A 26,471-nucleotide genomic window follows, 5' to 3' on the forward strand; every position below is an offset into this window, starting at 1 on the left:
TCCCGCACCGGCTAACCTCGCTTCCGTGGCTGAGATCCGGATTCCTGCTGACATCAAGCCCGCCGACGGTCGATTCGGCGCTGGCCCCTCCAAGGTGCGGGTGGAGGCGCTGGACGCCCTGGCCGCCACCGGCACGTCCCTGCTCGGCACCTCCCACCGCCAGGCCCCGGTCAAGAACCTGGTCGGCAAGGTGCGCGAGGGCGTCTCCGAGCTGTTCTCCCTCCCCGAGGGCTACGAGGTCGTCCTCGGCAACGGCGGCTCCACCGCGTTCTGGGACGTCGCGACGCACGGCCTCATCGACAACAGGTCGCAGCACCTCACGTTCGGCGAGTTCAGCTCCAAGTTCGCCAAGGCGGCCAAGCTCGCCCCCTGGCTCGGCGAGCCCACCGTCATCTCCTCCGACCCCGGCACGCACCCCGAGCCGGCGGCCGAAGCGGGCGTCGACGTCTACGCGTTCACCCACAACGAGACCTCCACCGGCGTCGCCGCCCCGCTCAAGCGGGTCCAGGGCGCCGACGAGGGCGCGCTGGTCCTGGTCGACGCGACCTCCGGCGCCGGTGGCCTCCCGGTCGACATCGCCGAGACGGACGTCTACTACTTCGCCCCGCAGAAGTCCTTCGCCTCCGACGGCGGACTGTGGATCGGCGTGTTCTCCCCGGCCGCGATCGAGCGCGCCGAGCGGATCCACGCGTCCGGCCGGCACGTCCCGGAGTTCTTCAGCCTGCCGACGGCGATCGACAACTCCCGCAAGAACCAGACGTACAACACCCCGGCCCTCGCCACCCTGTTCCTGCTGAACCAGCAGCTGGAGTGGATCAACGGCCAGGGCGGCCTCGACTGGTCGGTGCGCCGCACCGCGACCTCCGCGCGCACGCTGTACGGCTGGGCCGAGGACGTCAAGTACGCGAACCCGTTCGTCGCCGACCCGGCCAAGCGCTCCCAGGTCATCGGCACGATCGACTTCACCGACGACGTGGACGCGGCCGCCGTCGCCAAGGTGCTGCGCGCCAACGGCATCGTCGACACCGAGCCCTACCGCAAGCTCGGCCGCAACCAGCTGCGCGTCGCGATGTTCCCGGCGATCGACCCGGCGGACGTCGAGGCCCTCACGAAGTGCGTCGACTACGTGATCGAGAACCTGTAGCGGTCCCCGCGGTCCACGGCACGACGGCGAAGGGCGCCCGGTTCCCACCGGGCGCCCTTCGTGTGTCCGTCGTCCGTCCCGCGGCGGGACGTCAGCCGCGGGCGCCGAGCAGGCGGTGCAGGGCGTCGCCCGGAGCCGTTGCGGCCGGCCGGCCCGCGGCCAGGGCGGACGGCGCGGCGGCCGCGTCCGGGACGGGGTCGGCGGTCTTCTTGCAGACCGCGTCGGCCACGCCGTGGGCGTGCGGCACGGTGCCGTCGGTCAGGTACTTCACCAGGTAAGCGTCCAGGCAGGCGTTGCCGCCGAGCGTGATGCCGTGGTTGCCGCCGCCGTTCTCCACCACGAGGCTGGAGTGCTTGAGCAGGCGGTGGACGGCGACGCCGCCCTGGTACGGGGTGGCCGCGTCGTTCGTAGCCTGGAACAGCAGCACCGGCGGGAGCTTGCTGTTGGCGACGTTCACCGGCTTCATCGCCTTGGTGGGCCAGAACGCGCAGGGCGCGTTGTACCAGGCGTTGTTCCACGCCATCAGCGGGGCCTTCTTGTAGACGGCCCAGTTGTCCTTGCGCCACTGGTTCCAGTCGCGCGGCCAGGACACGTCACGGCACTGCACGGCGGTGTAGACGCTGTACCCGTTGTCGCCGGAGGCGTCGACTGCCGCCATGCCCTCGTACGCCTTGACGAGCGGGGCGGTGTCCTTGTGGTTCACGTACGCGGCGAACGCCTCCGCGAGGGAGGGCCAGTAGCCGTTGTAGTAGCCGCCGGGGATGAAGGTGTCCTCCAGCTCGGAGGCGCCCACCTTGCCGCCGGCCGGGTGCTTGGCGAGCGCGGCGCGCATCGCGTACCACTCGGCCTCGATCCGGGCGGGGTCCTTGCCGAGCTTGTACGTGGCGTCGTACTTGGCGATCCACGCCATCAGCGCCTTCTGCCGGGCGTCGAAGGCGTAGTCCTGCGCGAGGTTGGCGTCGTACCAGACCCCGCCGGGGTCGACGATCGAGTCGAGCACCAGGCGGCGCACCCGGTTCGGGAAGAGCTTGGCGTAGACCTGGCCCAGGTAGGTGCCGTACGAGTAGCCGAAGTAGTTGATCTTCTGGGCGCCGAGCGCCTTGCGGATCGCGTCCATGTCCTTCACGGCGTTGACCGTGTTGATGTACGGCAGGACGTCCGCGTACTTCGTCCCGCAGGCCTTGGCGAAGGCCTTCGCGCGGGCGAGGTTGGCCTTCTCGATCGCGGCGGTGCGCGGCACCGAGTCCGGGCGCACAGGGGCGAAGTGGCCCGGCCGGCAGTCGAGGGCGGGCTTGCTCTCGCCCACGCCCCGCGGGTCGAAGCCGATGACGTCGTACTGGGACGCGACCGCCTTCGGCAGGGAGGACGCTACGAACGGCGCGAGGGACAGACCGCTGCCGCCGGGGCCGCCGGGGTTGACCAGCAGCGGGCCCTGGTAGCGGCTCGCGGTGTGCGGGACGCGGGACAGGGCGAGGGTTATCTTCCGGCCCTGCGGCCTGGCGTAGTCGAGCGGCACCTTCACCGTCGCGCACTGGAGCGTCGGGGAGTCCTCCGTGGCGCACTTCTTCCAGGTGACCTTCGAGGCCTGGGCGGCCGGCGCGGACTGCGACGCGGTGGTGGCCTCGGCCGGGACGGCCGTGAGCGTTCCGGCCAGTACGACGGTCGCGCCGCACAGCACGGCTGTGCTTCTTCTCATGAAGTTCCCTCACATCATGGGGCATTCGGCCAGACCGCAAGGTTCGCGATCCTCGCGGGATCCTTCCGGAGAAGTACGGCCTCAAGAAACCGTTCGACTGAAAATTTTGAACTCGTTTGCGTCACAGTCCATTTGAGGTGGCCGGTATGCGGCCGGGTGCCCGGCGAACGGTCCGCCGGGCGCCCGGCCCCCTCTCACGCCGCCGTGCAGCTCACCGTGGGCGCCGTCCCGCCGCCGGGCGTGCCCCCGAAGCCGAAGGTCGTCGAACCGCCCGCCGGGACCGTGCCGTTGTGGGCGGCGTTCACCGCGGTCACGGTGGATCCGCTGCGGGTGTACGAGGCGTTCCACATGGAGGTGATCTGCTGGGAACCGCTCCAGGTCCAGGTCACCTTCCACGAACCGAGCGCACTCGTCCCGGTGTTGGTCACCTTCACCTCGGCGTTGAAGCCGCCGCCCCAGTCGCTGCTGACGGTGTAGGACGCCGTGCAGGCGGCCGTGCCACCGCCGCCTCCGTCCCCGCCGCCACCGCCGCCGCCCGGGAAGCCCGGCGCCTTGACGCTGGCCAGGTACCCGTCCTTCACGGTGTCGACGCTCTGCCAGTCGTCCTTCAGGATTCCGCCGGTGTCACCGGAGTTGGGGTTCCAGGACCAGAAGGTCCAGTGGAAGGAGTCCGCGCCGTACGTCGAGGTCGGCCGCAGGTAGCTCACCAGGGCCGCCAGCCACTTCTGGTCCACGGTGGACTGAAGCGTGGTGCCGAACTCGCCCACCCACACGGGGGCGATGTTCTGCTTGAAGATGTAGCCCCAGTACTTGTCCCAGACACCGGGCATGTTGGCGGGGAACGCCGGGTCGCTGAACCAGCTCTGCTGGGCGACGCTGGTCGCGTAGTCGTGGGCCGAGTACACCACCCGGTTCGCCACGTTCAGCTGCACCGGGTACTGGCCGACGCCCATCAGGTTGCCGCCCCACCAGCCGGAGACGCCGTTGAAGGTCTGCACGCCCTCGACGAAGATCAGCAGGCTCGGGTTGACGGACAGGACCGCGTTGCCCGCGCGCTGCGCGGCGAGCCGCCAGTCCGTCGCCTGGTCCCCGCAGCCCCAGCAGGCCGGGTCGTGCGGCTCGTTGTGCAGGTCGATGCCGACGACGGCGTCCTGGCCGAGGTAACGGGCGGCGAGCGCCTTGAGGTTGGCGATCCAGGTCGACTCGGGGACGGCGGCCGTGTACCAGAGCGCCGACTGCCCGCCGGAGTCCGGCCGGTGCCGGTCGAGGATGACCTTCAGTCCGTCCTGGCCTGCGTACGCGACGAGCTTGTCCAGCACATGGAGCGAGTCGAGGCCCTGGAGGTCGGCATTCTTGCCGCCGGAGAAGTCGATGCTGTTGGGGACGGTCCCGGCCTTGAAGACGTCGTCGCTGTAGGGGATGCGGAGCGTGTTGTACCCCAGCGTCTTCATCTGGTCGATCATGCTCTTGTAGTCGCGCGACCAGAGGCCGTGCACGACGTGGTTGCCGGTCTCGAAGCCGAACCAGTTGATCCCGGCGATCCGGACCGGCTGTCCGGCCGCGTCGAGGATCTGCCGGCCGCTGGTGTGCCAGTAACCGGCGCCGGCCGCGTCGGGCCCGGCCGCGGTGGCACGGGACGCGGTGGCGCCGGCCGCGTGGAAGCCGGCCGCGTGGGCCGCCGTCGCGCCGGCGCCCAGGGGTATCAGGAGCGCGGCGGCGACACCGCACAGCACTCTTCGCAAGCTGCGGAACATCTCGCTGCTTCCTCTCGGGAGGCGCGGCCCCGGAACATATGGGAGCGCTCCCATACACCGCGCACCACCCAGGTAACTGACACACCATGACCACGTCAAGGAGTAGGACAGCGGCGGCCCCGCAACGGCGGCCGCGCGCGGACCGCATGAGTCAGCCGCGCCGCCGGAGCCGGCGGACGCCGAAGAAGGCGGCGCACACCGCCAGGAGGGCGAGCGCCCCGGCCTTGACGCCGCCCGTCGCGGAGGAACCGGCATCCTTGCCGGAGGCGCTGGAACTCCCGCCGCCGGACGAGGACGTGGCGCCGGACGAGGCGCCCTCGGGTGCGTCCTCGGCCACCACGGGGCTGTGGGAGCCCTCGCTCCCGTACAGGAGCTTGCGGCCGTCGGCCGAGTAGGTGACGGACTCGCCCTGCCGTTGCAGCGGCACGTCCAGCCGCCCCTGGCGTTCGATCTTCCCGCCGTTCCAGGCGTAGGAGATGCCGCCGAAGTAGCCGCGAACGGCGAGCTGGGAGCCGTCCGGGGAGAAGGCGGCGTCGGTGGCCCACAGGTCGACGGCGGCGGTCGGGCGGAAGACGTTGGCCCCGGAGGCGGAGAGCTTCGCCGGTCCTTCGTAGAGGTGCCCGCCGTCCTCCTTCTTGTCGATGATGTAGACGCGCCCGGTCCTGGGGTGCACGAGCAGCGACTCGGCGTCGCGGGGGCCGTCGGAGTACTTCACGACGTACTGCGTCGCCTTGACCGTCCTGTCCTCGAGCTTCTTCGGCTCGGGCAGCCGGTAGACCCACACGTACTTCCAGCTGCCGCCGAGGTTGTCGCCGATGTCGCCGACCCAGATCTGGTTGTCCGGGCCGATGGAGATCGCCTCGACGTCGCGGGGCGTGCCGATCCCGGTGAGGGTGAGCCGGGCGACGGTCTTCCCCGTGGCGCTGTCGACGGCGTAGAGGTAGGGGCCGTCGTCGCTGTCGTTGTGGGTCCAGTAGACGCCCGGGTGCTGCCGCGAGGCGGCCAGACCGCTGGACTCGGTGATGCGGGGGTCGTCGATGGTGAACCCCTTGTCGCCGTCGGCCGCGGACGCGGGGGACGCGGCGGGCCCCGCGAGCACGGCGAGGGCTCCTGCGAGGAGGGCCCCGGGCAGCAGGCCCGCGGACACGAGGGCTCCGGCTCGGACGGCGAAAGGTCGGCGCATGCCCCCAAGCCTGCCATCCCGCCCGGCGGTTCACCGGGCCGTGGCCGGTCTCACACGCCCCCGCCCGCGGTGATCGACTCCGGATCCCTCATCATGAGCGGATGCTCAGGTTCATGCCCGTAGGCGACTCGATGACGATCGGCAGCTCGGGCGAGCACACCTGGCGCTACCGGCTGTGGCAGCACCTGTGCACCGCGTACGGCGGACCGTTCACGTTCGTCGGTCCCCGCGAGGCGCTCCACGACAAGGCGACGGACAGCCCCACGTCCTACGCCTACGCGGAACCCGGCTTCCCGCGCGGCCACCTGGCCGGCTGGGGCGAGGGCTGGGCGCACATGACCCCGCTGATCGGCGAGGCGGTCCGCGGGACCCGGGCGGACGTCCTGCTGGTCTCGCTCGGCCTGATCGACCTGGGCTTCTACACCAACGCCGAGCAGACGGCGGAGAACGTACGGGCCTTCGTCGCCGAGGCCCGTGCTGCGGACCCCCGGATCGCCATGGTGTGGCTGCCGGTCATCCACAACATCCGGGCCGCGAACGACGCGCCCTTCGCCGCCCAGGTCGCCCGCTTCAACGAACTCCTGGCGAAGACGGCCGCCGACCTGGACGAGGCGGCCTCCCCGATCCTGCTGGCCTCGGTCCCGCCGACCTGGGACATCGACACCGACACCTACGACGGCACCCACCCCAACGCCAGCGGCGAGCACCAGCTGGCGTCGGCCTTCGCGGAGGCGATGTACCAGGGGTGGGAACTGGGCGCGGAGTACGCGGGCTGAGGACCGCTCGCCGCACTTGTCCCCGACATATGCGCGACGCCCCGTGTCCCGTCGCGGTCCGTATCGTTGTACCGCGCGGCGGCACCCGAGCGGGTGCGGCCGGGGAGGAGCGCCAAGATGACCGTCCTCGAAGACAGGATCACGATGGCCGAGAGCGACAACACGATCACGCTCGACGAGATGTTCGAGCGGCTCGAGACGATGCCCGTCCCCGAGGGATACAAGGTCGAGATCGTCGAGGGGACCGTTTTCATGTCGCCGCAGCGGGACACCCACTGGGAGATCATCGCGGACATCTACGAGCAGCTGCGCGCCAAGTATCCGCGCAAGCGCGTGAAGTCCGACGTGCGCATCGACTACCCGGGGCATCTGAACGGCTTCGCCACCGACGTGACGGTGATGACCGAGAGCGCCGCCAAGTCGGACGACGGTCGCTGGAGCCACGAGGACGTCGAGTTCGTCGCCGAGGTGATCTCCAAGGGCACCGCCGCCAACGACTACGGCCCCAAGATGACCGCCTACGCCACCGCCGAGGTACCGGTCTACCTGATCGCCGATCCCTACCAGCGCCGGTGCCACGTCTACACCCAGCCCAAGAACGGCGAGTACGTCACCGAGACGAAGATCGACTTCGGCGACGCCATCGACCTCACCGGCACCGTCGTCGGCCTCACCCTCAAGACCGACGAGTTCCCCCGCGACTGACCCGATCCCCTTGCGTCGAGCGCACTCCAAGTCGTTGGCTTGTGCTCCATGAAGTACACGCAGCTCGGACGTACCGGACTCAAGGTCAGCCGCCTCGTCCTCGGCACCATGAACTTCGGCCCGCAGACCGACGAGACCGACAGCCACGCGATCATGGACGCGGCGCTCGGTGCGGGCATCAACTTCTTCGACACCGCGAACGTGTACGGCCAGGGCGAGAACAAGGGCCGTACCGAGAAGATCATCGGCAGCTGGTTCGCCAAGGGCGGCGGACGGCGCGACAAGGTGGTCCTCGCCACCAAGGTGTACGGCAACATGGCCGCCGACGGCGACGCCTGGCCCAACCACGACAGGCTCTCCGCGCTGAACATCCGGCGGGCCGTCGACGCCAGCCTGAAGCGGCTCGGCACCGACCACATCGACGTGTACCAGTTCCACCACATCGACCGCGCCACTCCCTTCGAGGAGATCTGGCAGGCCGTCGACGTGCTGGTCCAGCAGGGCAAGATCCTCTACGCCGGATCGTCCAACTTCCCCGGCTACAAGATCGCCCAGGCCAACGAGACCGCCGCCCGCCGCGGCGGCACCATCGGCCTCGTCAGCGAGCAGTGCCTGTACAACCTGGCCGAGCGGCGCGCCGAGATGGAGGTCGTCCCGGCCGCGCAGGAGTACGGCCTCGGGGTCATCCCCTGGTCGCCGCTGCACGGCGGGCTGCTGGGCGGCGTGCTCAAGAAGCAGGCCGAGACCGGCCGCCGCGCATCCGGCCGGGCCGCCGCCGCCCTCGCCGACCCCACGACCCGGGCCCGGATCCAGGCCTACGAGGACCTCCTCGACAAGCACGGGGTCGAGCCCGGCGAGGCGGCCCTGGCCTGGCTGCTCGCCCGGCCCGGCGTGACCGGCCCCATCGTCGGCCCGCGCACGGCCGGGCAACTCGACTCGGCGCTGCGCGCGGTCGAGCTGGAGCCGGGCGAGGAACTGCTCTCCGGCCTGGACGAGATCTTCCCCGGCCCGGGCCCGTCCCCGGAGGCCTTCGCCTGGTGACACCGGTCCCTGAGCGCCCTGAGCACCGACGCCGGCCGGTTTTCCGGGCGGGGCGGCGGAGGGGACCGTCGGGCCGGGGGCGGCGACGGGAGCCGTCCGGGCACGAAACGGCTGCCGAGGGCCCTGCGTGCGGAGCCCGGCGCGGGGCGGTCGCCGAGGGAGTGTCGGGCAGGCGGCTCGCGGTGCCCGGGGGCCGGCTGCCGGGCAGGGAGTGGCGGAGGCGGTGTGACGGGTCGGTCGGGCGGTCGGTGTTACCTGCCGACCGCCGCCGCCACCGCCACCACCACGAACATCAGCACAAGGGCACCGGCCATGATCCGGTTGCGGGTCTTCGGGTCCACGTGTCGAGACTAACCGGCCCCGCCGAGCGCCCAGCGCCCGACCGGCTCGTAACGGGGCTGCTCGCCCGGCACCCCGGACCCCGGCAGACGGCTGCGCACCAGCACCAGCTCCCCCACCGTCCAGGTACGGCCCTCGTAGGCCTCCAGCGCCTCGACGCACGCCCCGACGTCCACGGCGTCGTGGCTGCGGGCCAGCGTCAGATGCGCCTTGTAGCGGCGGTGAGCGCCCATGTCCACGCCCGCCCTGCGGCCCGCCGCCTCCGCCCTGTCGGCCAGCAGCCGCAGCGCCGGGACGTCGCCGGCCGCCCCTGCCCACAGCGCCCGCCCGTGTCCGAACTGCCCGCCGCCGCGCACGGCCAGCGGGAAGGGAGCGCCTCGGTGCGCGGCCCGCTCCAGGCGCGCCGACAGCTCAGGGAGAAGGGCGTCGTCGACCTCGCCGTAGAAGGCGAGCGTGAAGTGCCAGCCGGACCGGTCCGTCCAGCGCAGCGCGTCCGCGCCCGGCAGTGCGCGCAACCCGGCTGCCTCTGCGGCGAGTTCGTCGACGACGTCGTCCGGGGGAAGCACGGCCGCGAAGAGTCTCATGGCCCCGATTGTCCCGGCCGGGGACGGCAGCGCGCTCCCCGTGGCGGAGGTGATGCGGTGACGGACGTCATGCAGTGACGGACGTCATGGGGTGCGCGGGTCTGCGTTCTGCGCCGCGGAGGGCCGCACGGGCCCTGTGCCGAAGGGAGCCGGACACGCCGCCGGCCCGGAGGGCGCCTAGGGGGCGTCCTCCGGGCCGGTGGTGCGGCCGGTCAGGCCACGGTGGCCAGCTCCCGTTCCTCGCGCGGCACGAACCGCACGCGCGGGTGGCCGCGGTGCCAGCCCACCGCCAGCCGCAGGTTGCCCATCCGGGCCAGGACCAGGCCGACGGTGACGGCTGCCGCGGCCGAGACCGCGCCGCCCGCCGCCATGCCCGCACGCACGCCGTACGCGTCGGTGACCCAGCCGGCGATCGGCGCGCCGATCGGGGCCCCGCCCATGAACACCATCATGTAGAGGGCCATCACCCGGCCTCGCATGGCCGGGTCGGTGCCGAGCTGGACGCTGCTGTTGGCGGTGACGTTGACCGTCATGCCGAACATCCCGATCGGGGCCATGAGCAGGGCGAACAGCCACAGCGAGGGGGCCGCGGAGGCGACGATCTCCATCGTGCCGAAGGCCACCGCGCCCGCGACCAGCACCCGCATCCGGGCGGTCCCGCGCCGGGCCGCGAGCAGGGCGCCCGCGAGCGAGCCCACGGCCATCAGCGTGTTGAAGAGGCTGTAGGAGCCGGCTCCCGCGTGGAAGACGTCGTCGGCGAAGGCCGAGAGGTAGACGGGGAAGTTGAACCCGAAGGTGCTGACGAACCCGACGAGGACGATGGTCCAGATCAGGTCGGGGCGGCCGGCGACGTAGTGGAGGCCCTCCCGCAGCTGCCCCCTGCCGCGCGGAGCCCGCTCGACGGCGTGCAGCTCGCGCGAGCGCATCAGCAGCAGCCCGGCGAGAGGCGCCACGAAGGACAGCCCGTTGAAGAGGAACGCCCAGCCGGTTCCGACGCCGGTGATCATCACGCCGGCGACGGCGGGGCCGATCAGCCGGGCCGACTGGAAGTTCGCCGAGTTGAGGCTGACCGCGTTCTGGAGCTGGTCGGGGCCGACCATCTCGGAGACGAACGTCTGCCGGGCGGGGTTGTCCAGCACGGTCGCGAGGCCGACGGCGAAGGCGGCGACGTAGACGTGCCAGACCTGGACGTGGCCGGAGAGGCTGAGGACGGCGAGGGCGATGCCGGTGAGGGCCATCGCGGACTGGGTGAACAGCAGCGTGCGGCGCTTGGGCAGGCGGTCGACGAGGACGCCGCCGTAGAGGCCGAAGAGGAGCATCGGCAGGAACTGGAGCGCGGTCGTGACGCCGACTGCGGTGGCGGAGCCGGTGAGGCTGAGCACCAGCCAGTCCTGCGCGATGCGCTGCATCCAGGTGCCGATGTTCGAGACGACCTGGCCCAGGAAGAACAGGCGGTAGTTCCTGACCCGCAGGGAGGCGAACATCGTCGACCTGCGGGCGGGTGGAGGGACGGACGGGGTGTCGTGGGTGGCCGGTGCGGGTGCGGAGTCTGCTCCGGGTCCCGTACTCAACAGGTTCGCCTCCTCGGGGACGGTCTACAGGTGTGCGAGCTTCTCCAGCACGGGGGCGGCGGCGCGCAGTTTCGCCCACTCGTCCTCGTCGAGGCCGTCGACCAGGGTCGCCAGGAAGGCGTTCCGCTTGGCGCGGCTCTCCGCGAGCATGGTCTCGGCCTGCTCGGTCTTGGTGACGACCTTCTGGCGGCGGTCCTCGGGGTGCGGCTCCAGCCGGACCAGACCCTTGGCCTCCAGCAAGGCCACGATGCGCGTCATCGACGGGGGCTGCACGTGCTCCTTGCGGGCCAGTTCGCCGGGGGTGGCGCTGCCGCAGAGGGAGAGGGTGCCGAGCACCGACATCTCGGTCGGGCTCAGCGACTCGTCGACCCGCTGGTGCTTGAGCCGGCGGGACAGCCGCATCACGGCGGAGCGGAGGGAGTTCACGGCGGCTACGTCGTCGCCATGGGAGAGGTCAGGCATCTCTTTAGGGTAACTCATTACTCTGGCTAAACAAGCTGGGGCAACGCCGGGATTCCCGTGATGCTGGACACGGAAACCCCGCCATCACCCGAACGGGTGAGTCGGCAGCGGAAAGTGACCGGAGTGCGCTACACGCCCGCGACCCTCGTCTCATGGGGACCAGTGTGCTCAGCCTGCGGATAGACGGGGAGCTGCTCGAACGGCTCCGTCAGCATGCCGCCAAACGGGGGATGAGCGTCCAGGACTATGTCGTCCAGACGCTCATCCGTGATGACTTCGACGAGCGCTTCAAGACCGCGGTCGACGAGACGGGGAAGTTCTACGGGCTCACCTGAGGCCGCCCCGAGCCCGTCCGTCGCTCTCGCGACGGCAACGGACCGGGGAACGGGAGTCGGGGACCGGGAGGCGGGGACCGGGGCTCAGGTCAGGCCGAGGGCCGGCATCAGGTAGTAGAAGACGAAGACGGCGGCGACGACGTACATCGGCGCCGGGACCTCCCGGCCGCGGCCGGCGACCAGACGCAGCAGGACGAAGGCGATGAAGCCCATTCCGATGCCGTTGGTGATCGAGTAGGTGAACGGCATCATCACCATGGTGATGAAGGCCGGGATGGCGATGGTGTGGTCGGCCCAGTCGATCTCCTTGACCGCGCCGGACAGGATCAGGAAGCCCACCGCGAGCAGTGCCGGGGTGGCGGCCTGGGACGGGACCATCGTGGCCACGGGCGTCAGGAACAGCGCCACGGCGAACAGCGCGCCGGTGACGAGGTTCGCGAACCCGGTGCGGGCGCCCTCGCCGACGCCGGCCGTGGACTCCACGAACGCGGTGGTGGCGGAGGACGAGCTGGCGCCGCCGGCGGCGACCGCGAGGCCGTCGACGAAGAGGACCTTGTTGATGCCGGGCATCTCGCCCTGGGCGTTGGTCAGCTTGGCCTCGTCGCTGACGCCCATGATCGTGCCCATCGCGTCGAAGAAGCACGACAGCAGGACGGTGAAGACGAACAGGACGCCGGTCAGCACGCCGACCTCGCCGAAGCCGCCGAACAGGCTGACCTCGCCGATCAGCCCGAAGTCGGGGGTGGCGACGGGGTTGCCGGGCCACTCGGGAGTGGTCAGACCCCAGGAGGGCACGGTCGCGACCGCGTTGATGATCAGCGCGAGGACGGTCATCGCGACGATCGAGATCAGGATCGCACCGGGCACCTTGCGGGTGATGAGGGCCAGCGTGAGCAGCGCGCCCAGGACGAAGACGAGGACCGGCCAGCCGTTCAGGTGACCGTCGGCGCCGAGCTGGAGCGGGACGGTGGTGTGTGCGGCGTCGGGAATGCGGCTGACGAAGCCGGAGTCGACGAGCCCGATCAGCATGATGAACAGGCCGATGCCGATGCTGATCGCCTTGCGCAGCCCGAAGGGCACCGCGTTCATCACGCGCTCACGCAGACCGGTCGCGACCAGGAGCATGACCACCAGACCGGCGAGCACCACCATGCCCATGGCGTCCGGCCAGGACATCCGGGGCGCGAGCTGGAGCGCCACCACGGAGTTCACGCCGAGGCCGGCGGCCAGTGCGATGGGCACGTTGCCGATGACGCCCATGAGGAGGGTGGTGAAGGCCGCCGTCACACAGGTCGCGGTGACCAGCTGGCCGTAGTCCAGGTGGTGGCCGTACATGTCCTTGGCGCTGCTGAGGATGATCGGGTTCAGCACGATGATGTACGCCATCGCGAAGAACGTGGCGAAACCGCCGCGAACCTCCCGGGACAGCGTGCTGCCCCGCTCGGAGATCTTGAAGTAGCGATCGAGGGCGCCGTGGGCGGACCTGGCTCCCGGCTCGTCAGGGGAGGGAATCTTGGCGGGGGCCGAGGTGGGCATGTTTTTGTCGGTTCCTACGAAGAGAAGTGGTCAGCGGCAAACGGTTTCAGTATGAACATATGACGCCGAGATCGGCCATCTCCGCGCGTAGACGTGACCACCTCGTAAGCTGTCCCCCATGGCGAAGTGGACACCCCAGCACGAGGCGCCGGAGCCCCTGGAGGGGCCCGTCGTCGCCACCATCACCGGCGGCACGATCCTCTGGTTCGTCCTCTTCCTCGTCCAGCTCCCCTTCTACGGCTGGTTCGACGACCACGGCCGCGCCTGGTGGGTGTGGACCTGCCTCGCCGGCGCCGGCCTCGGCCTGATCGGCATCTGGTACGTCCGCAAGCGGGACGCGGCGATCAAGCGGGCCTCCACGACCGCGGAGCCGACGGCAGCGGACTAACCCGCCCGGCACCCGTCTTACAACCGTCGTAGCATCCCGGTCCTCCCCAGGTCGGATCTTCGGGGCCTTCAGGGGGTGAAGCCCCAAAACCGCACGTACCGTCGATTCCATGGCCCACATCGACGCCCCCGCCCTCGCGCCGACGGCGAGAGGTCTGACCGCCGCGGAGGTCGCGGACCGCGTCGCGCGCGGTCAGGTCAACGACGTGCCCGCGCGCAGCAGCCGTTCCATGGGCGAGATCGTCCGGGCGAACGTCTTCACCCGGTTCAACGCGATCATCGGCGTCCTGTGGCTGGTCATGCTCGCGGTGGCGCCCATCCAGGACAGCCTGTTCGGCTTCGTGATCCTCGCCAACACCGGCATCGGCATCGTCCAGGAGTGGCGGGCGAAGCAGACCCTCGACTCCCTCGCGGTCGTCGGCGAGGCCCACCCCACCGTCCGGCGCGACGGCACACCCGTGCAGGTGAGCACCTCCGAACTCGTCCTGGACGACCTGATCGAGATCGGGCCCGGCGACAAGATCGCCGTGGACGGGGAGTGCGTGGAGGCCGACGGCCTGGAGATCGACGAGTCGCTGCTCACCGGCGAGGCGGATCCCGTCGTCAAACGGGCGGGCGACCAGGTCATGTCGGGCAGCTTCGTGGTGGCCGGCGGGGGCGCCTTCCGGGCCACGAAGGTCGGCCGCGAGGCCTACGCCGCCCAGCTCGCCGAGGAGGCCTCCCGCTTCACCCTCGTCCACTCCGAGCTGCGCTCCGGCATCTCGACGATCCTCAAGTACGTCACGTGGATGATGGTCCCGGCCGCGATCGGCCTCGTCGTCACGCAGCTGTTCGTCAAGAACAACGGCTTCCGGGACTCGGTCGCCCGCACCATCGGCGGCATCATCCCGATGGTCCCCGAGGGGCTCGTCCTGCTCACCTCGGTCGCCTTCGCGATCGGCGTCGTCCGGCTCGGCCGCAAGCAGTGCCTGGTGCAGGAACTCCCGGCCATCGAGGGCCTCGCCCGCGTCGACACCGTCTGCCTGGACAAGACCGGCACCCTCACCGAGGGCGGCATGGACGTCACCGCGCTGCACACCCTCGGCGACGCCGACGAGGGCTACGTACGCCAGGTGCTCGGGGCGCTCGGGGAGTCCGACCCACGGCCCAACGCCTCCCTCCAAGCCGTCATCGACGCCTTCCCGCCCGCCGACGGCTGGCGCTGCACCGAGTCCCTGCCGTTCTCCTCGGCCCGCAAGTACAGCGGCGCCGCCTTCAACGAGCGCGCCGACGGCGGCGCCGGCGGGAGCGAGGGCGGAAGCAGCACCTGGCTGCTGGGGGCGCCCGACGTGCTCCTGGACGAGGACGATCCCGCCCTCGCCGAGACGGAGCGGCTCAACGAGCAGGGGCTGCGCGTGCTGCTGCTGGCGCGCGCCGCACGCGAACTGGACGATCCCGAGCCGGCCCGCGGAGCCCGGCCGGCCGCCCTGGTGGTGCTCGAACAGCGGCTGCGGCCCGACGCCGGGGACACGCTGCGCTACTTCACCGAGCAGCGCGTCCGGGCGAAGGTCGTCTCCGGCGACAACGCGGTGTCGGTGGGCGCGGTGGCCGCCAAGCTGGGTCTGGACGGCGCCGCCGTGGACGCCCGCCGACTGCCCGCGGACCCGGACGGCATGGGGCGGGCGCTGGACGAGGGCACGGTGTTCGGCCGGGTCACCCCGCAGCAGAAGCGGGACATGGTGGGGGCGCTCCAGTCCCGCGGGCACACCGTCGCGATGACCGGGGACGGCGTCAACGACGTCCTCGCGCTGAAGGACGCCGACATCGGCGTGGCGATGGGGTCGGGCTCGGAGGCCACCCGGGCGGTCGCGCAGATCGTGCTGCTGGACAACAGCTTCGCGACCCTGCCGTCGGTGGTGGCGGAGGGCCGGCGGGTCATCGGCAACATCACGCGGGTGGCGACCCTCTTCCTGGTGAAGACGGTCTACTCGGTGCTGCTCGCCCTGCTCGTGGTGTGCTGGCAGGTCGAGTACCCCTTCCTGCCGAGGCACCTGACGATGCTCTCCACCCTCACCATCGGCATCCCGGCCTTCTTCCTCGCTCTGGCCCCCAACACCGAGCGGGCCCGCCCGCACTTCGTGCGACGCGTGATGCGGTACTCCGTCCCCGGCGGGGTGATCGCGGGCGTCGCCACCTTCGTCACCTACCTGCTGGCCCGCCACCACTACACCGGCGAGGGCTCACTGGAGGCCGAGACGAGCGCGGCCACCCTCACGCTGTTCCTGGCGTCGATGTGGGTGCTGGCGATCATCGCCCGCCCCTACACCTGGTGGCGGGTGCTGCTGGTCGCCTCGATGGGCGGAGCGTTCCTGCTGGTGCTCGCGGTCCCGTGGCTCCAGCACTTCTTCGCGCTGAAACTGGTCGGCCTGACGATGCCGTGGATCGCGGTGGGCGTTGCGGCGGTGGCGGCGCTCGCTCTGGAGTTCACCTGGCGCTGGGTCGACCGCCGCTTCCCGGACTGAGCGCCGAGGAGCCGGCCCGGGGCCCGGGCCGGCGGCACTCAGTTGCCCGACGTCACATCACCTGACGTCGACGAAGTCACCCGCGGCGCTGATCGCCGAGGTGGTGGAGGTGCCCGCGAAGACGAAACGGTAGTAACCGTCCGCGGACGCCGTGACCGTGGTCTTCAGACCGCCCGTGGAGCTGGACTTGACGGTTTTGACCGTGCTGTAGGCAGTGCTGCCCTTCTTGCGGAACTGCAACTTCACCGACTGGCCCGAGTAGCCGGCGTACCGGTTGGTGTCCCAGTTCGCACGGGTCAGCGCGCCCGTGACGGTGAGGGTCTTGCCCTTCTTCACCGGCTCGGGGGCGGCGTCGGCCGTCAGCTTCGCCTGGCGCTGGACGCGGATGGCGCCCAGGTTGCTCTGCCACGTGAAGTCGTCGAGCCCGGTGGCGTTCTTGGGAAGGGCGAGCGCGCCGACCTTCCAGGCGCCTGCCTGGCTGTTGGCGAGGCTGTCGTGATCGTCCGTGTCGACGGCACGGAACTGGATCTTGGCGGTGCAGTGCAGGACCGTCGAGGAGACAGTCGTGCAGACGCCCGGATCGTCGCCGCCGATGACCTCGGCCCGCGCGTCGAGCTTGCTGCCCCGGTAGAGCAGCGGGCCCGTCTCGATGGAGCCGGCGCTGAGGTTCGCGGGCTTGGTGACGGTGTAAGTCGCGTTGACCGTCACCTTGGCCGTGGGGCCCACGACGACGGCCTTGCCCGCGTTGACCTTCATCGCGGAGAAGGTCACGCCGGGGGCCGTGGCCGGAGCGGCCTGCGCGGCCGGGACGGCGAGGGCGGAGCAGGCGACGGCGCCGGTGGCGGCGACGACGAGAGCGCGTATGCGCATGTGCGTTTCCCAGATGGAGAGAAGGGATCTCGGGGTCTGTTGACCCATCAGGTCAGATCACCCACGCAGGCGGCGAGTTGTACGGCAGAAGGTAAAGAAAGCCACTGCTCCGGCCGGTGCCCGCTCCCTTCCGCCGGGCGGTGCCGATGTCGGAGTCTGTTCAACTCCGTTGCAAACCAACGCAGTTGTGGCAGTATCGGCTGGCATGTCACCGTCAGTCGTATGGTCGTCGTCGTCCGGGGTCCGTCGTCGTCGCGCTGCTCGCCGTGCTGGCGGCGCTCGGCGGTGGGGTGAGCGAGGCCGGTGCGGCGGACGGCCCGGCGGCGGGAGCCGGGGCGGGGGCGGCGACGCCCGACCGCGCCCGCTACGACGTGTCCCTGCGCTCGGACGCCGACGGCGGGCACTGGGCCGGACGGGAGCGGGTGTCGTTCCGCAACGCATCCTCCGCTCCCCTGCGCGAGGTGTACCTGCGGCTGTGGGGCAACGGAGAGGACGGGTGCGGCACGCCCGGCGGGCCCGCCTCCCCCGTCGTCGTGTCGCACGTCGCCGGCGGCACGCCCGAGCCCCTGACCGTCGACTGCACGGCCCTGCGCATCGTGCTGACCGAGCCGCTCGGGCGCGGCGAGCGGGTGTCCGTCGCCTTCGACGTGTCCGTCACCGTGCCCGACCGCAACGCCCGCTTCGGCCGTGAGGGCGCGACCCGCTTCCTCGGCAACGCGCTGCCGGTCCTCGCCGTGCACGATGCGAAGGGGTGGCACCTAGACCCCTACGTGGCGCTAGGTGAGAGCTTCTACGCCCTGGCGGGCGACTTCCGGGTCCGGCTGGACCACCCCTCGGCCCTGAAGGTGCCCGCGACCGGCCGCACCCGCACCCTGCCCGGCGCCCCCGGCCGCACCGTCACCCTCAGCGTCGCCGACCGGGTGCGGGACTTCGCGTGGGCGGCGGGCCCGTTCCGCACGGCGACCGAGACCACGCCCGGGGGCGTGCTCGTCCGGTCGTACTGGGCGCCGGACACCCCCGACGCGGGCGTGCGGCTGAGCCGCGCGGACGCCGTCGCCTCGATCGACCGGTTCGGCGAGGAGTTCGGCCGCTACCCGTACGGCGAACTCGACGTCGTGATGACGCCGGAGTTCGGCGGCGGCATGGAATACCCCGGTCTCGTCCTCATCGGCACCACCGAGGAGGGCGGCGCGGTCGTCCACGAGGTGGCGCACCAGTGGTGGTACGGGATCGTCGGCAACGACGAGTACAACACGCCGTGGCTGGATGAGAGCTTCGCCCAATACGCCAACGCCCGCTTCCAGGGCTGGGACATGCGCAACTGCTGGGCGGACGTCTACTGGCCCGACGACGGCGCCGAGCTGACGGCCTCGATGGCGTACTGGTCGCAGCACCGCAACGAGTACCACCTCGTGTACACGGCCGGGCCCTGCGCCCTCGCCGACCTCGAGAACACCCTCGGCGCCGACGCGATGGCCCGTCTGCTCAGGCAGTACGCCCGCGACCACCGCTACGGCGTCTCCACCACCGAGGACTTCGTCCGGGCCGCCCAGTCCATGACGGACGTCGACCTCGGCCCCTTCTGGGAGTCCCACTACATCCGGTGACCGCCCGTCACCTCACCGGACGTCGACGAAGTCACCCGCGGAACTCACCGCGGGGACCGTCACGTTGCCCGCGAACGTGAAGCGGTAGTAGCCGTCCACCGAGGCGGTGACCGTGGTCTTCAGACCGCCGCCGGCACTGGACTTGAGGGTCTTGACGGTGCTGTACGCGCTGCTGCCCTTCTTGCGGAACTGAAGCTTCACCGGCTGGGAGGCGACCCCGCCGTACAGACCGGTGTCCCAGTTGGCGCGCGCCAGCTTGCCGGTGACGGTGAGGGTCTTGCCCTTCTTCACCGGCTCGGGGGCGGCGTCGACCGTCGACCGGGGCGCGCGCTGGAGCTGGACGGAGGCCAGCGCGTCGCCCTCGGTGTACCCGACCTTGGTCCAGTCGACGTCGTCGGCTCTCGGGTCGACGTCGTTCCAGTCGATGACGTACCCGGCCGCCTTCCAGACCGAGGCGTCGACGTTGTCCAGCTGCTCGGACGGGGCGATGTCGATGGTGCCGGAGCAGGAGGCGACCGTGGCGCTGGTGGCGGTGCAGCTCGGCGCGTAGTCGCCGATCAGCGTCTTGACCGGGTGGGCGAACGACGCGCCGCGGTACAGGACCAGGTCCAGCTGGACGTCCTCCGCGCCGAGGTCGACGCCCGCGCCGTGCGTGATCTGGAACGTGACCGGCACGCTGACCCGGCCATCGGCGCCGGCCGCGATCGGCCGCCCCTTGTTGACCTTGACGCCGCCGAACGTGACGTCCAGTGGGTACGGAACGCCGCCGGCGGGGCTCGCACCCGTGAAGGCGCTCTTGCCGGCGAGGGCCGTGTGCAGGGCCTTCAACGCGCCGGCGGGATGACGCGACCCGCCCCCGGCGGCCTGCGCGGCCGGAACGACGACGGCGGACAGAGCCACGGCGCCGGCGACGGCGACGGTGACCACGGTGGCGCGTGCACGCATGCGATTCCCCCTGAAGGTAGGGGCCCGGACGGTCCCTTCGCACGGCTCGCGACCCGTCCGGCGCCCAAGTGATCGTGGAGTCTTCTGACCCGGTTGCTCAGATGGCCGTCGCAGACGGATGGTTGTGCGAAGGGGAAGATCAACTGACGGAGCGTCCACCGCGGGCGACCGCGCCGCCCGGACAGGCGCCGCCCGGACCGGCCGGGCGGCCCTCTCCGTCTCAGTCGAACCAGCGGTCCCGGGCCAGTTCGGCTGTGCGGGACGGGTCCTCCAGGAGGGCTGCGACCTCGAAGCGGCGGGGCCACTGGCGGGCGGCCCAGGCGAGGCCGGCCGCCACGCCCTCCAGGGTGGACGCGTGCAGGACGCCGTCGGCGGTCAGGCGCCAGTCGATCTCCACGCCGTCGACGACGAGTTCGTCGTGTTCGACGTAGGTGGCGGGCGTGCGCGGTCCGAGGAGGACGCGCACCGGCTCCGGGACGGCGTGTTCCGCGCCCTCGGAGTCGACCTCGCCGGTCACGGACTCGCTCAGCCGCCGCACCTGGAACAGCTCGGCGAGTTCGGCCGCCCGGGAGGGGCGCACGGGGAGCAGCGGGACGCCCCGGGTGAAGGGCAGCAGGTCGGGGGAGTCGACGACCACCGCGTCGGCGGCTTCCACGACCTGGACGTGCCCGTCGACGACGGCCCGCAGCTCGTCCGGCAGGGTCACCTGCTCGGGGTCCAGCTCGGCCAGCGCGCCGTACAGGCCGTGCAGTTGGGCCGGGCCGACGGTTCGTTCCGGGTCGGCGAGGCGGTCCAGCAGTTCGGCCGCGCCGCCGGGCTCGTCGAGGAGGGCCGCGACCGAGGTGCGCACGCCGAGGGCGCGCAGCACCTGTTCGTCGTCGAAGCCGGTGGCGTCGGCCTCGTCGTAGAGGCCGTGCAGCAGCGGGTCGCCGCCGGCCGCGAGCAGACCGGCCGGGCGGCGGCCGTCGAGGACCGGGTTCCCGCGCAGCCACCAGGCGGTGTAGGGCCGTACCAGCTCGTGGGTGCCGTCGGGCAGGAGGACGCGGACGGGCTGGGTGATCGCGTCGCGCAGCGGCGGCCGGGCCAGCATCGCGAGGGCCTGCGGCCAGCGGTCCTCGTCGACGAGGTCGAGGTCGCGCACGGCGACCAGCTCGGTGGCTACGGGAGGCACGGGGCTGTCGGGGAAGCGGTCGAGGATGTCCTCGCACCACACGTCCACCGCGTCCAGCAGCCCGGCGTCGTCGGGCTCGGCGAAGTCGCCGTCGCGCGGCTCCAGTTCGTCCGGGTCGAGGACGACGTCCGTGGCCCGCACCAGCGCGAACCCGGCGAGCACGCCACAGGCGGCGAGCGGCTGCTCCCCCCACTTGTCCGCCAATTCCGCTTCGACAAAGGCGAGTTCGTCCTCACGGATGACGGAGGCGAACGCGCTGCCGGGCAGGACCAGTTCACCGGCGGGGACGAGTTCGCCGTCCTCGTCCGGCAGCGCCAGAGCGCCCAGCCAGGGCTCGTCCCCGGGCTCCAGACCCGCGTCGCGGACCAGCGCGAGCACCGTGTCGGCGAGCTCCTCGGCGTCCGGCGCGCCCTCGTCGTCCCAGGCCCCGCCCTCGTCGTCCAGGGAGGCCGCCACGGCGGCCCGCACCTGCGGGGTGGTCAGGATCGCGCGCGGGGTGGCGGGCAGCGCGCCGAGCTTCTCCAGCAGGGGATGCGCGGCGTCCGGGTGGGCCACCTTGAGGCCCAGCCGGGCGAGGACCTGCGGGTCGAGCGCGGACGCGTCCGGCGTCGGCAGCAGCACCTGGCGCGGGCCGACGGCGGTCCGCCGCCCCCCGCCGAAGGAGGCGGAGGCGTCGCCGGCCAGCGGCACCGGCAGCCCGGTCAGCCGGTCCGGGTCGACCCCGGCCAGGCTGTCGTAGAGCCGGTACCACCACTGCGGGTCCTTCTCCAGCCCGGCGAGGCGGTCGACGACGTCCGCGAGCGGGATCCGGGCCACGCCCAGCGTGCGCAGCTCGACGCGCCGCTCCAGCCCCGCGGGCAGCAGCGTGGGCAGCACCTCCGCCAGCACCCGCACCGTGTCGGCGCCCGCCCCCTCGACGACCTCGGCGTCCCGGGGGCGCAGCGCCTCGGCGAGCCCGGCCGCGACCTCGCCCTCGTCGGCGCCGTCGGGCGCCTCCTCCGGCACGGGCGGGACGGCGGGCGGCAGGAACGCGGTGCGCGGCAGCAGTTCCAGGACGGCCCGGCGCAGCGCCCCGTCCAGCTCCCCCTTGCCCAGCGGACCGGGCACCAGGTCGATGATCCCGGCGCCCACCGGGCGCCAGTCGGCCAGGAGCCCGGCGTACACGTCCGCCGCGCGGCGCACCAGATGGTCGGTCAGCGGGCCGGGGGCCGCGTGCCGGCGGGTGGTGTCGAGCGGGAAGGAGGCGATGAGCAGGGCGGGCACGCCCAGGGGCTCGTCGCTGGGGGTGGGCGCGTGGACGACGGGCGTGGTGCGCGGCGGGACGGGCGCGCCGTCGTCGTCGACGGGCACGGCCCAGGTCACCGACCAGTGCGGCCGCAGCCGCTCCTCCACGGGGCGGTCGGCCAGCAGGTCCGGGGTGAGGTCGCCGTGGGCGGAGGCCGTCCGCCAGCGGGTCGTGCCCTGTTCGCTGTCCGAGACGACGGTGTGGGCCCCGTCGACGGAGCGCCGCAGGGTGCGGGCGGCGCCGTCGCCGATCTCGATCACGACCTCCTCCAGGCCCGGCAGGGCGAGGAGGAGGGCGTCGTCGACGGCGGCGAGGAGACGCTCGGCGAGGTCGGCGGCGGCGGTGTCGCGCAGCGGGAGGATGACGGCCGTGTCGTACGGGTCGGGGGCGGTGCCCTGAGCGGCGAACGGGAGCCTCAGCAGCGGCACATGGCCGTCGCGCCGCCGGATCTCGTCCCCGAGGCCGGGGCTGTGCCGGGCGGTCTCGGACGCGAGCGTACGGGCCTCGGCCAGGTCCCAGCGGACGCCGCCGTGACGGCCGACGACGGCCGGTTCGTCGGTGACGGCGAGCACGGCGGCGAACCCGACGCCGAACCGTCCGACGGCGACGCCCGGCTGCTGTGCCTCACGCTTGGCGGAGGCCCGCAGCGTGGCCAGCGACTCCACGCCGGCCGCGTCCAGCGGCGCGCCGGTGTTCGCCGCGACCAGGACGCCGTCCCGCAGGGTGAGCCGCAGCCGCCCCGGCACCCCGCCCCTGGCGGCCGCGTCGGCGGCGTTCTGCGCGAGCTCGACGACGAGCCGGTCCCGGTATCCGCCGAGGACCAGGTCCTCCTCGGCGTTGGCGTCCTCCCGGAAACGGGCCGCGCTGGTGGCCCAGGCGTCCAGGACCCCGCGGCGCAGGCGCGCCGTGCCGAAGGGATCCGCGCCCTCGGGCGCCGGCCGCACGAACTTGCTCACGTTGGCTCTCCTCGTCGACGGGAGTCGACGGTACCGCGAGATCTTCCCCGCCCCCGCCGCCCCCTGCCACCGTCACCCCGCAGAGCCCTGACCGGGAAAGCCCGGGGCCGCGGACACGGGACCGTGGAACCGGCCGGGAGCGGGACCCGGGCCGCGGAACCGGCCGGAAAGACCCAGGGGCGCAGAACCGGCCGGGAAGACGCGGAGTCGCAGAACCGGCCGGGAAGACCAGGGGCGGGACGACGAGAGAGACCCGGGGCCGCACAGCCGGGAAAGACCCGCAAGCCGGACGACCGGAAAAGACCCGAGGGCCGGACGACCGGGCGGGGCCGGGGCGGTCCGACGGCCCGGTGCCGGCCAGCGGCCCGACGGCTCGGTGCCGGCCCGGTAACGCGGTGGACCGGCAGCCCGGTGGCCCGGTCGCCCGGCGTTGGACCGGCGGCCCGACGGTCCGCTGCCGCCCCACAAGCCCGACGGCTCGGCTGCTGCCCCACAAGCCCCAGGGCCCGATGACCCGCTCCCACGAGCCCGGCGGCTCGGTGCCGGCCCAGCAACCAGGCAGCCCGGTGGTCCGGGGATCGCCCGGAAACCCACCGGCAGCCCGGTCGCTAGGAGTGGCCCAGCTCTGCCGTGTCCTCGTCCGGGACGGCCGGGACCGAGCCCGAGTCCGCGGCCGGGCGCAGCGGGAACGGGTCGACGCGGGTCTCGTCGATCACCGGCGGGGCCGGCCGCGGCGGCTTGGGCATGACCGCGGCCTCCGAGTGGCCGCCGCAGCCGTAGGCCAGGGAGACCACCCGGCCGTCCGCCGGGGAGAACTCGTTGGCGCACACGCCGAAGGCCTGGCCCAGCGAGCCGCCGATCGGGGTGAGGAAACCGCAGCTCACACAGGAGGCGGGAGCGGCCTGCGCCATGGGCGTCTTGGCGCCGAAGCCCTCTTCCCAGCGGTCGGCGGCGGTGTGCAGGCCGTAACGGGACAGCACCCGGGCCCTGCGCAGGCCCAGTTCCTCCGCGACGGCGGCGATCGTGCCGCGGCGCGGGGCGGCGGGCAGGGCCGCCGGCGGCGCCGCCGTCACCTCCGCGTCCTCCGCCTCCACCAGCTCGGCCATCTCCTCGGAGAGAGGCGAGTTGGGCGTCGGGTCGTCCGCGTCGAAGTAGCCGGGCTGGAGGCGCGGGTCGTCCTCGCCGGTGTACCCCGGCTCCAGACGGAGGTCCTCCGCGTCCGTGGGGAGCAGGTCGCCCGGGCCCATGTCGCCGGGGCGCAGCCGCTCGCTCCACGGGACCCACTCGGGGGCGAGCACCGCGTCCGGGCCGGGCAGCAGGACCACCTCGTCCAGGGTGACCGTCTTGGCGCGGGAGGCCCGTGCCACCGTCGCCGCCCAGCGCCAGCCCCGGTAGCCCGGTTCCTTGCACTCGAAGTAGTGGGTGACCACACGGTCGCCCTCGGAGACGACGCCCGCGTGCTCGCCGACCACGCCGGGCGCGGCTGCCTCCTCGGCTGCGGCGCGGGCGAGGTCGACGGCCTCGGCGCACAGGCGGTCGGGGGTGCGGCTTCGCGTGGTCGCTGCGCTCACAGGTATCGCTTCTCTCCTACGCCGTCTCTCGGTGCGCCTGCCTGAAGGCGGCGGGTGCGGACGGAGCGGACCACTGGACCGCGTCGACGTCCGCGCCCGATCGCGCTCGGGCGCACCTGCTGTCATCCATTCTGCGGGATGTCCGGGAGGCGCGCGGCCGAGAACGATCGCCACGGCGCGCTACGCACGCTACCTGCTCCCGGACGCTCGGCCTACACCGACGGGACGTTTCCCTCACTTCGAAACCCCCCGCCCGCCCCACGGCACCCCTTTTCCCCCGCCTCGCCAACGGCCGTTCCGGCGTCCCGGAACTCCCCGGAAAACCCCCTCCGCGGCCCGTCACCGCGCCACCGCGGCCGCACCGGCCCGCCACCGAGGGCTTCCCGCGGGCCTTCCGGGCTCCTCCCCCGCGCTCGCGCACCCGCCCCCGGCCGGCCGGGGGCGGCCTGTGCCCGCCCGGCGGCACCGTGGAATCGTGGGGCGGGCGCGGCCGGGCCCGCCGGGCGCGCCGACGATCACACGGCCATACGCGCGGTAACCGCACTATGCACGGCGTTTCCGGGGCACTATGACGGGGTGGCAGCCGCAAGGACACCCCAGGGCGCCACCGGCATCGGTGCGGCGAAGGGGAACAAGGGGAGGAGCCAGGTGAGCGGTTCGGGCCGGATGAGCGGGTCCGTCCGCGCGGTCGGACGCGCCCTGAACCTCCCGTTCACCGGCGCCGCCCGCGGCATCAGGAAGATCACCCACGCGCACGGCGCCGGCGAGTCCGGCCTCGGCAAGCTGATCGAACTGCACGGCGTGAACGGCGCGGGCGACGTCATGATCACCGTCGCGCTCGCCTCGACCGTCTTCTTCTCCGTGCCCACCGACGAGGCCCGCGGCCGCGTCGCGCTCTACCTCGCCATCACCATGGCCCCCTTCACCGTCCTCGCCCCCGTCATCGGCCCGCTGCTCGACCGGCTCCCGCACGGCCGCCGCGCCGCCATGGCCGGGGCCATGCTGGCGCGGGCCCTGCTCGCGCTGGTGCTGTCCGGGGCCGTCGCCACCGGCAGCATCGAGCTGTACCCGGCGGCGCTGGGCGTGCTCGTCTCCTCCAAGGCCTACGGCGTCGTCAGAAGCGCCGTGGTGCCCCGACTGCTGCCACCAGGGTTCTCCCTGGTCAAGGCCAACTCACGGGTCACCCTCGGCGGCCTCCTCGCCACCGGCGTCGCCGCGCCCGTCGGCGCCGGACTCCAGGCCCTCGGCCCCCGCTACCCGCTCTACGGCGCCTTCCTGATCTTCGTGGCCGGGACGTTCCTGTCGTTCTCCCTGCCCCGCAAGGTCGACTCCGCCAAGGGCGAGGACGTGGCCCTCCTCGCCGCCGACGAGCAGCACCTGCACGGCCCCCACCGCCATCCCGTCAAACGTCCCGGCCTGCGCACGGTCGGCATCGCCGTCACCCACGCCCTCGGCGCCAACGCGGCCCTGCGCTGGCTGTCCGGGTTCCTCACGTTCTTCCTCGCGTTCCTGCTGCGCGAGCACCCCCTCACCGGACAGAGCGCGGCCGTGTCGCTGGGCATGGTCGCCGTCTCCGCGGGCCTCGGCAACGCGCTCGGGACGGCCGTCGGGGCCTGGCTGCGCTCCAAGGCCCCGGAACTGATCATCGTGACGGTCGTCGCCGTCGTGCTGGGCGCCGTGCTCGTGGCCGCCGTGTTCTTCGGCGCGTTCCTCGTGGCCTGCCTCGCCGCCGTCGCCGGGTTCTCCCAGGCCCTCGCCAAGCTGTCCCTGGACGCGCTGATCCAGCGCGACGTGCCGGAACTCGTGCGGACCTCGGCCTTCGCCCGCTCCGAGACCCTCCTCCAGGTGTGCTGGGTGTTCGGCGGCGCGGTCGGCATCGTCATGCCGCTCAACGGATCGCTGGGCCTGTCCGTGGCCGCCGCCGTCGTCGCGCTGGGCTGGCTCGCCACCGTCCGCGGACTGCTCTCCTCGGTGCGCCACGGGAGCGGCGCCAAGCCCCGCGTGGCGTAACACACAGCCGCGCCGCCCCCCGCGTAAAGAGACCACCCGGCG

At 72.4% G+C, this 26,471-nt stretch carries 20 protein-coding genes; 9 read left to right on the forward strand and 11 right to left on the reverse strand.

Annotated elements, in window-relative coordinates; genetic code table 11:
- The first annotated feature begins 25 nt into the window (after positions 1-25).
- A complete protein-coding gene (gene serC / locus ACGFSH_RS18600) occupies positions 26-1,144 on the forward strand; it encodes a phosphoserine transaminase (RefSeq protein WP_393349721.1) in 1,119 nt (372 codons plus the stop codon).
- 91 nt (positions 1,145-1,235) lie between these two features.
- Here serC and ACGFSH_RS18605 read toward each other — a convergent pair whose 3' ends face one another.
- The 3 genes from ACGFSH_RS18605 to ACGFSH_RS18615 all read right to left on the reverse strand — a co-directional run bounded on the left by ACGFSH_RS18605 (position 1,236) and on the right by ACGFSH_RS18615 (position 5,777).
- Entirely contained in the window at positions 1,236-2,840 is a 1,605-nt protein-coding gene (locus ACGFSH_RS18605; RefSeq protein WP_393349723.1) for an alpha/beta hydrolase, read from the reverse strand.
- Positions 2,841-3,034: 194 nt separating this feature from the next.
- Entirely contained in the window at positions 3,035-4,594 is a 1,560-nt protein-coding gene (locus ACGFSH_RS18610) for a cellulase family glycosylhydrolase (RefSeq protein ID WP_393349725.1), read from the reverse strand.
- A 151-nt stretch (positions 4,595-4,745) separates the two neighbouring features.
- A complete protein-coding gene (locus ACGFSH_RS18615) occupies positions 4,746-5,777 on the reverse strand; it encodes a WD40 repeat domain-containing protein (RefSeq protein ID WP_393349727.1) in 1,032 nt (343 codons plus the stop codon).
- Between the two features lie 101 nt (positions 5,778-5,878).
- Here ACGFSH_RS18615 and ACGFSH_RS18620 point away from each other — a divergent pair, with 101 nt between their 5' ends.
- The 3 genes from ACGFSH_RS18620 (at position 5,879) to ACGFSH_RS18630 (ending at position 8,299) form a co-directional block, all read left to right on the forward strand.
- The gene (locus ACGFSH_RS18620; RefSeq protein WP_393349729.1) at positions 5,879-6,553 is read left to right on the forward strand and encodes an SGNH/GDSL hydrolase family protein; all 675 of its coding nucleotides are present in this window, start codon (positions 5,879-5,881) and stop codon (positions 6,551-6,553) included.
- Positions 6,554-6,670: 117 nt separating this feature from the next.
- Complete coding sequence (locus ACGFSH_RS18625; protein ID WP_393349731.1) at positions 6,671-7,258, forward strand: Uma2 family endonuclease; 588 nt, start codon at positions 6,671-6,673, stop codon at positions 7,256-7,258.
- A 48-nt stretch (positions 7,259-7,306) separates the two neighbouring features.
- Complete coding sequence (locus ACGFSH_RS18630) at positions 7,307-8,299, forward strand: aldo/keto reductase (RefSeq protein ID WP_393349733.1); 993 nt, start codon at positions 7,307-7,309, stop codon at positions 8,297-8,299.
- A 350-nt stretch (positions 8,300-8,649) separates the two neighbouring features.
- Here the strand turns inward: ACGFSH_RS18630 and thpR are convergent, their stop codons facing one another.
- From thpR to ACGFSH_RS18645, 3 genes are all read right to left on the reverse strand, one after another.
- Positions 8,650-9,222, reverse strand: a complete 573-nt coding sequence (gene thpR / locus ACGFSH_RS18635) for an RNA 2',3'-cyclic phosphodiesterase (RefSeq protein ID WP_393349735.1) — start codon at positions 9,220-9,222, stop codon at positions 8,650-8,652.
- Positions 9,223-9,434: 212 nt separating this feature from the next.
- On the reverse strand, positions 9,435-10,793 hold the full coding sequence (locus tag ACGFSH_RS18640; protein ID WP_393349737.1) for an MFS transporter: 1,359 nt from the start codon (positions 10,791-10,793) through the stop codon (positions 9,435-9,437).
- Between the two features lie 24 nt (positions 10,794-10,817).
- Positions 10,818-11,255 carry a MarR family transcriptional regulator gene (locus ACGFSH_RS18645; RefSeq protein WP_329411162.1) on the reverse strand — a complete coding sequence of 146 codons (438 nt, stop codon included), beginning with the start codon at positions 11,253-11,255 and terminating at the stop codon, positions 10,818-10,820.
- Between the two features lie 152 nt (positions 11,256-11,407).
- Between ACGFSH_RS18645 and ACGFSH_RS18650 the strand changes: the two genes are divergently transcribed.
- Positions 11,408-11,590 carry a ribbon-helix-helix protein, CopG family gene (locus ACGFSH_RS18650; RefSeq protein WP_069769474.1) on the forward strand — a complete coding sequence of 61 codons (183 nt, stop codon included), beginning with the start codon at positions 11,408-11,410 and terminating at the stop codon, positions 11,588-11,590.
- 84 nt (positions 11,591-11,674) lie between these two features.
- Here the strand turns inward: ACGFSH_RS18650 and ACGFSH_RS18655 are convergent, their stop codons facing one another.
- Entirely contained in the window at positions 11,675-13,126 is a 1,452-nt protein-coding gene (locus tag ACGFSH_RS18655) for an NCS2 family permease (RefSeq protein ID WP_393349739.1), read from the reverse strand.
- A gap of 118 nt (positions 13,127-13,244) precedes the next feature.
- Between ACGFSH_RS18655 and ACGFSH_RS18660 the strand changes: the two genes are divergently transcribed.
- The gene (locus tag ACGFSH_RS18660) at positions 13,245-13,514 is read left to right on the forward strand and encodes a DUF2530 domain-containing protein (RefSeq protein ID WP_393349741.1); all 270 of its coding nucleotides are present in this window, start codon (positions 13,245-13,247) and stop codon (positions 13,512-13,514) included.
- A gap of 109 nt (positions 13,515-13,623) precedes the next feature.
- Complete coding sequence (locus ACGFSH_RS18665) at positions 13,624-16,014, forward strand: HAD-IC family P-type ATPase (protein WP_393349743.1); 2,391 nt, start codon at positions 13,624-13,626, stop codon at positions 16,012-16,014.
- Between the two features lie 57 nt (positions 16,015-16,071).
- Here ACGFSH_RS18665 and ACGFSH_RS18670 read toward each other — a convergent pair whose 3' ends face one another.
- Positions 16,072-16,884, reverse strand: coding sequence for a hypothetical protein (locus ACGFSH_RS18670; protein WP_393349746.1), 813 nt, complete (start codon positions 16,882-16,884; stop codon positions 16,072-16,074).
- Between the two features lie 257 nt (positions 16,885-17,141).
- Between ACGFSH_RS18670 and ACGFSH_RS18675 the strand changes: the two genes are divergently transcribed.
- Positions 17,142-18,491 carry a M1 family metallopeptidase gene (locus ACGFSH_RS18675; protein WP_393350060.1) on the forward strand — a complete coding sequence of 450 codons (1,350 nt, stop codon included), beginning with the start codon at positions 17,142-17,144 and terminating at the stop codon, positions 18,489-18,491.
- Positions 18,492-18,503: 12 nt separating this feature from the next.
- On the opposite strand, the gene ACGFSH_RS18680 is transcribed toward ACGFSH_RS18675, so the two are convergent.
- The 3 genes from ACGFSH_RS18680 to ACGFSH_RS18690 form a co-directional block, all read right to left on the reverse strand.
- The gene (locus ACGFSH_RS18680; protein WP_393349748.1) at positions 18,504-19,436 is read right to left on the reverse strand and encodes a hypothetical protein; all 933 of its coding nucleotides are present in this window, start codon (positions 19,434-19,436) and stop codon (positions 18,504-18,506) included.
- A 220-nt stretch (positions 19,437-19,656) separates the two neighbouring features.
- A complete protein-coding gene (locus tag ACGFSH_RS18685; protein WP_393349750.1) occupies positions 19,657-22,848 on the reverse strand; it encodes a sacsin N-terminal ATP-binding-like domain-containing protein in 3,192 nt (1,063 codons plus the stop codon).
- Positions 22,849-23,456: 608 nt separating this feature from the next.
- Positions 23,457-24,419 carry a DUF3027 domain-containing protein gene (locus ACGFSH_RS18690; protein ID WP_393349753.1) on the reverse strand — a complete coding sequence of 321 codons (963 nt, stop codon included), beginning with the start codon at positions 24,417-24,419 and terminating at the stop codon, positions 23,457-23,459.
- Between the two features lie 576 nt (positions 24,420-24,995).
- Here ACGFSH_RS18690 and ACGFSH_RS18695 point away from each other — a divergent pair.
- The gene (locus ACGFSH_RS18695; protein WP_329411180.1) at positions 24,996-26,429 is read left to right on the forward strand and encodes an MFS transporter; all 1,434 of its coding nucleotides are present in this window, start codon (positions 24,996-24,998) and stop codon (positions 26,427-26,429) included.
- Positions 26,430-26,471: the final 42 nt, after the last annotated feature.

Origin of the sequence: Streptomyces sp. NPDC048481 (assembly GCF_043200075.1) — a bacterium.
Lineage (GTDB): Bacteria > Actinomycetota > Actinomycetes > Streptomycetales > Streptomycetaceae > Streptomyces.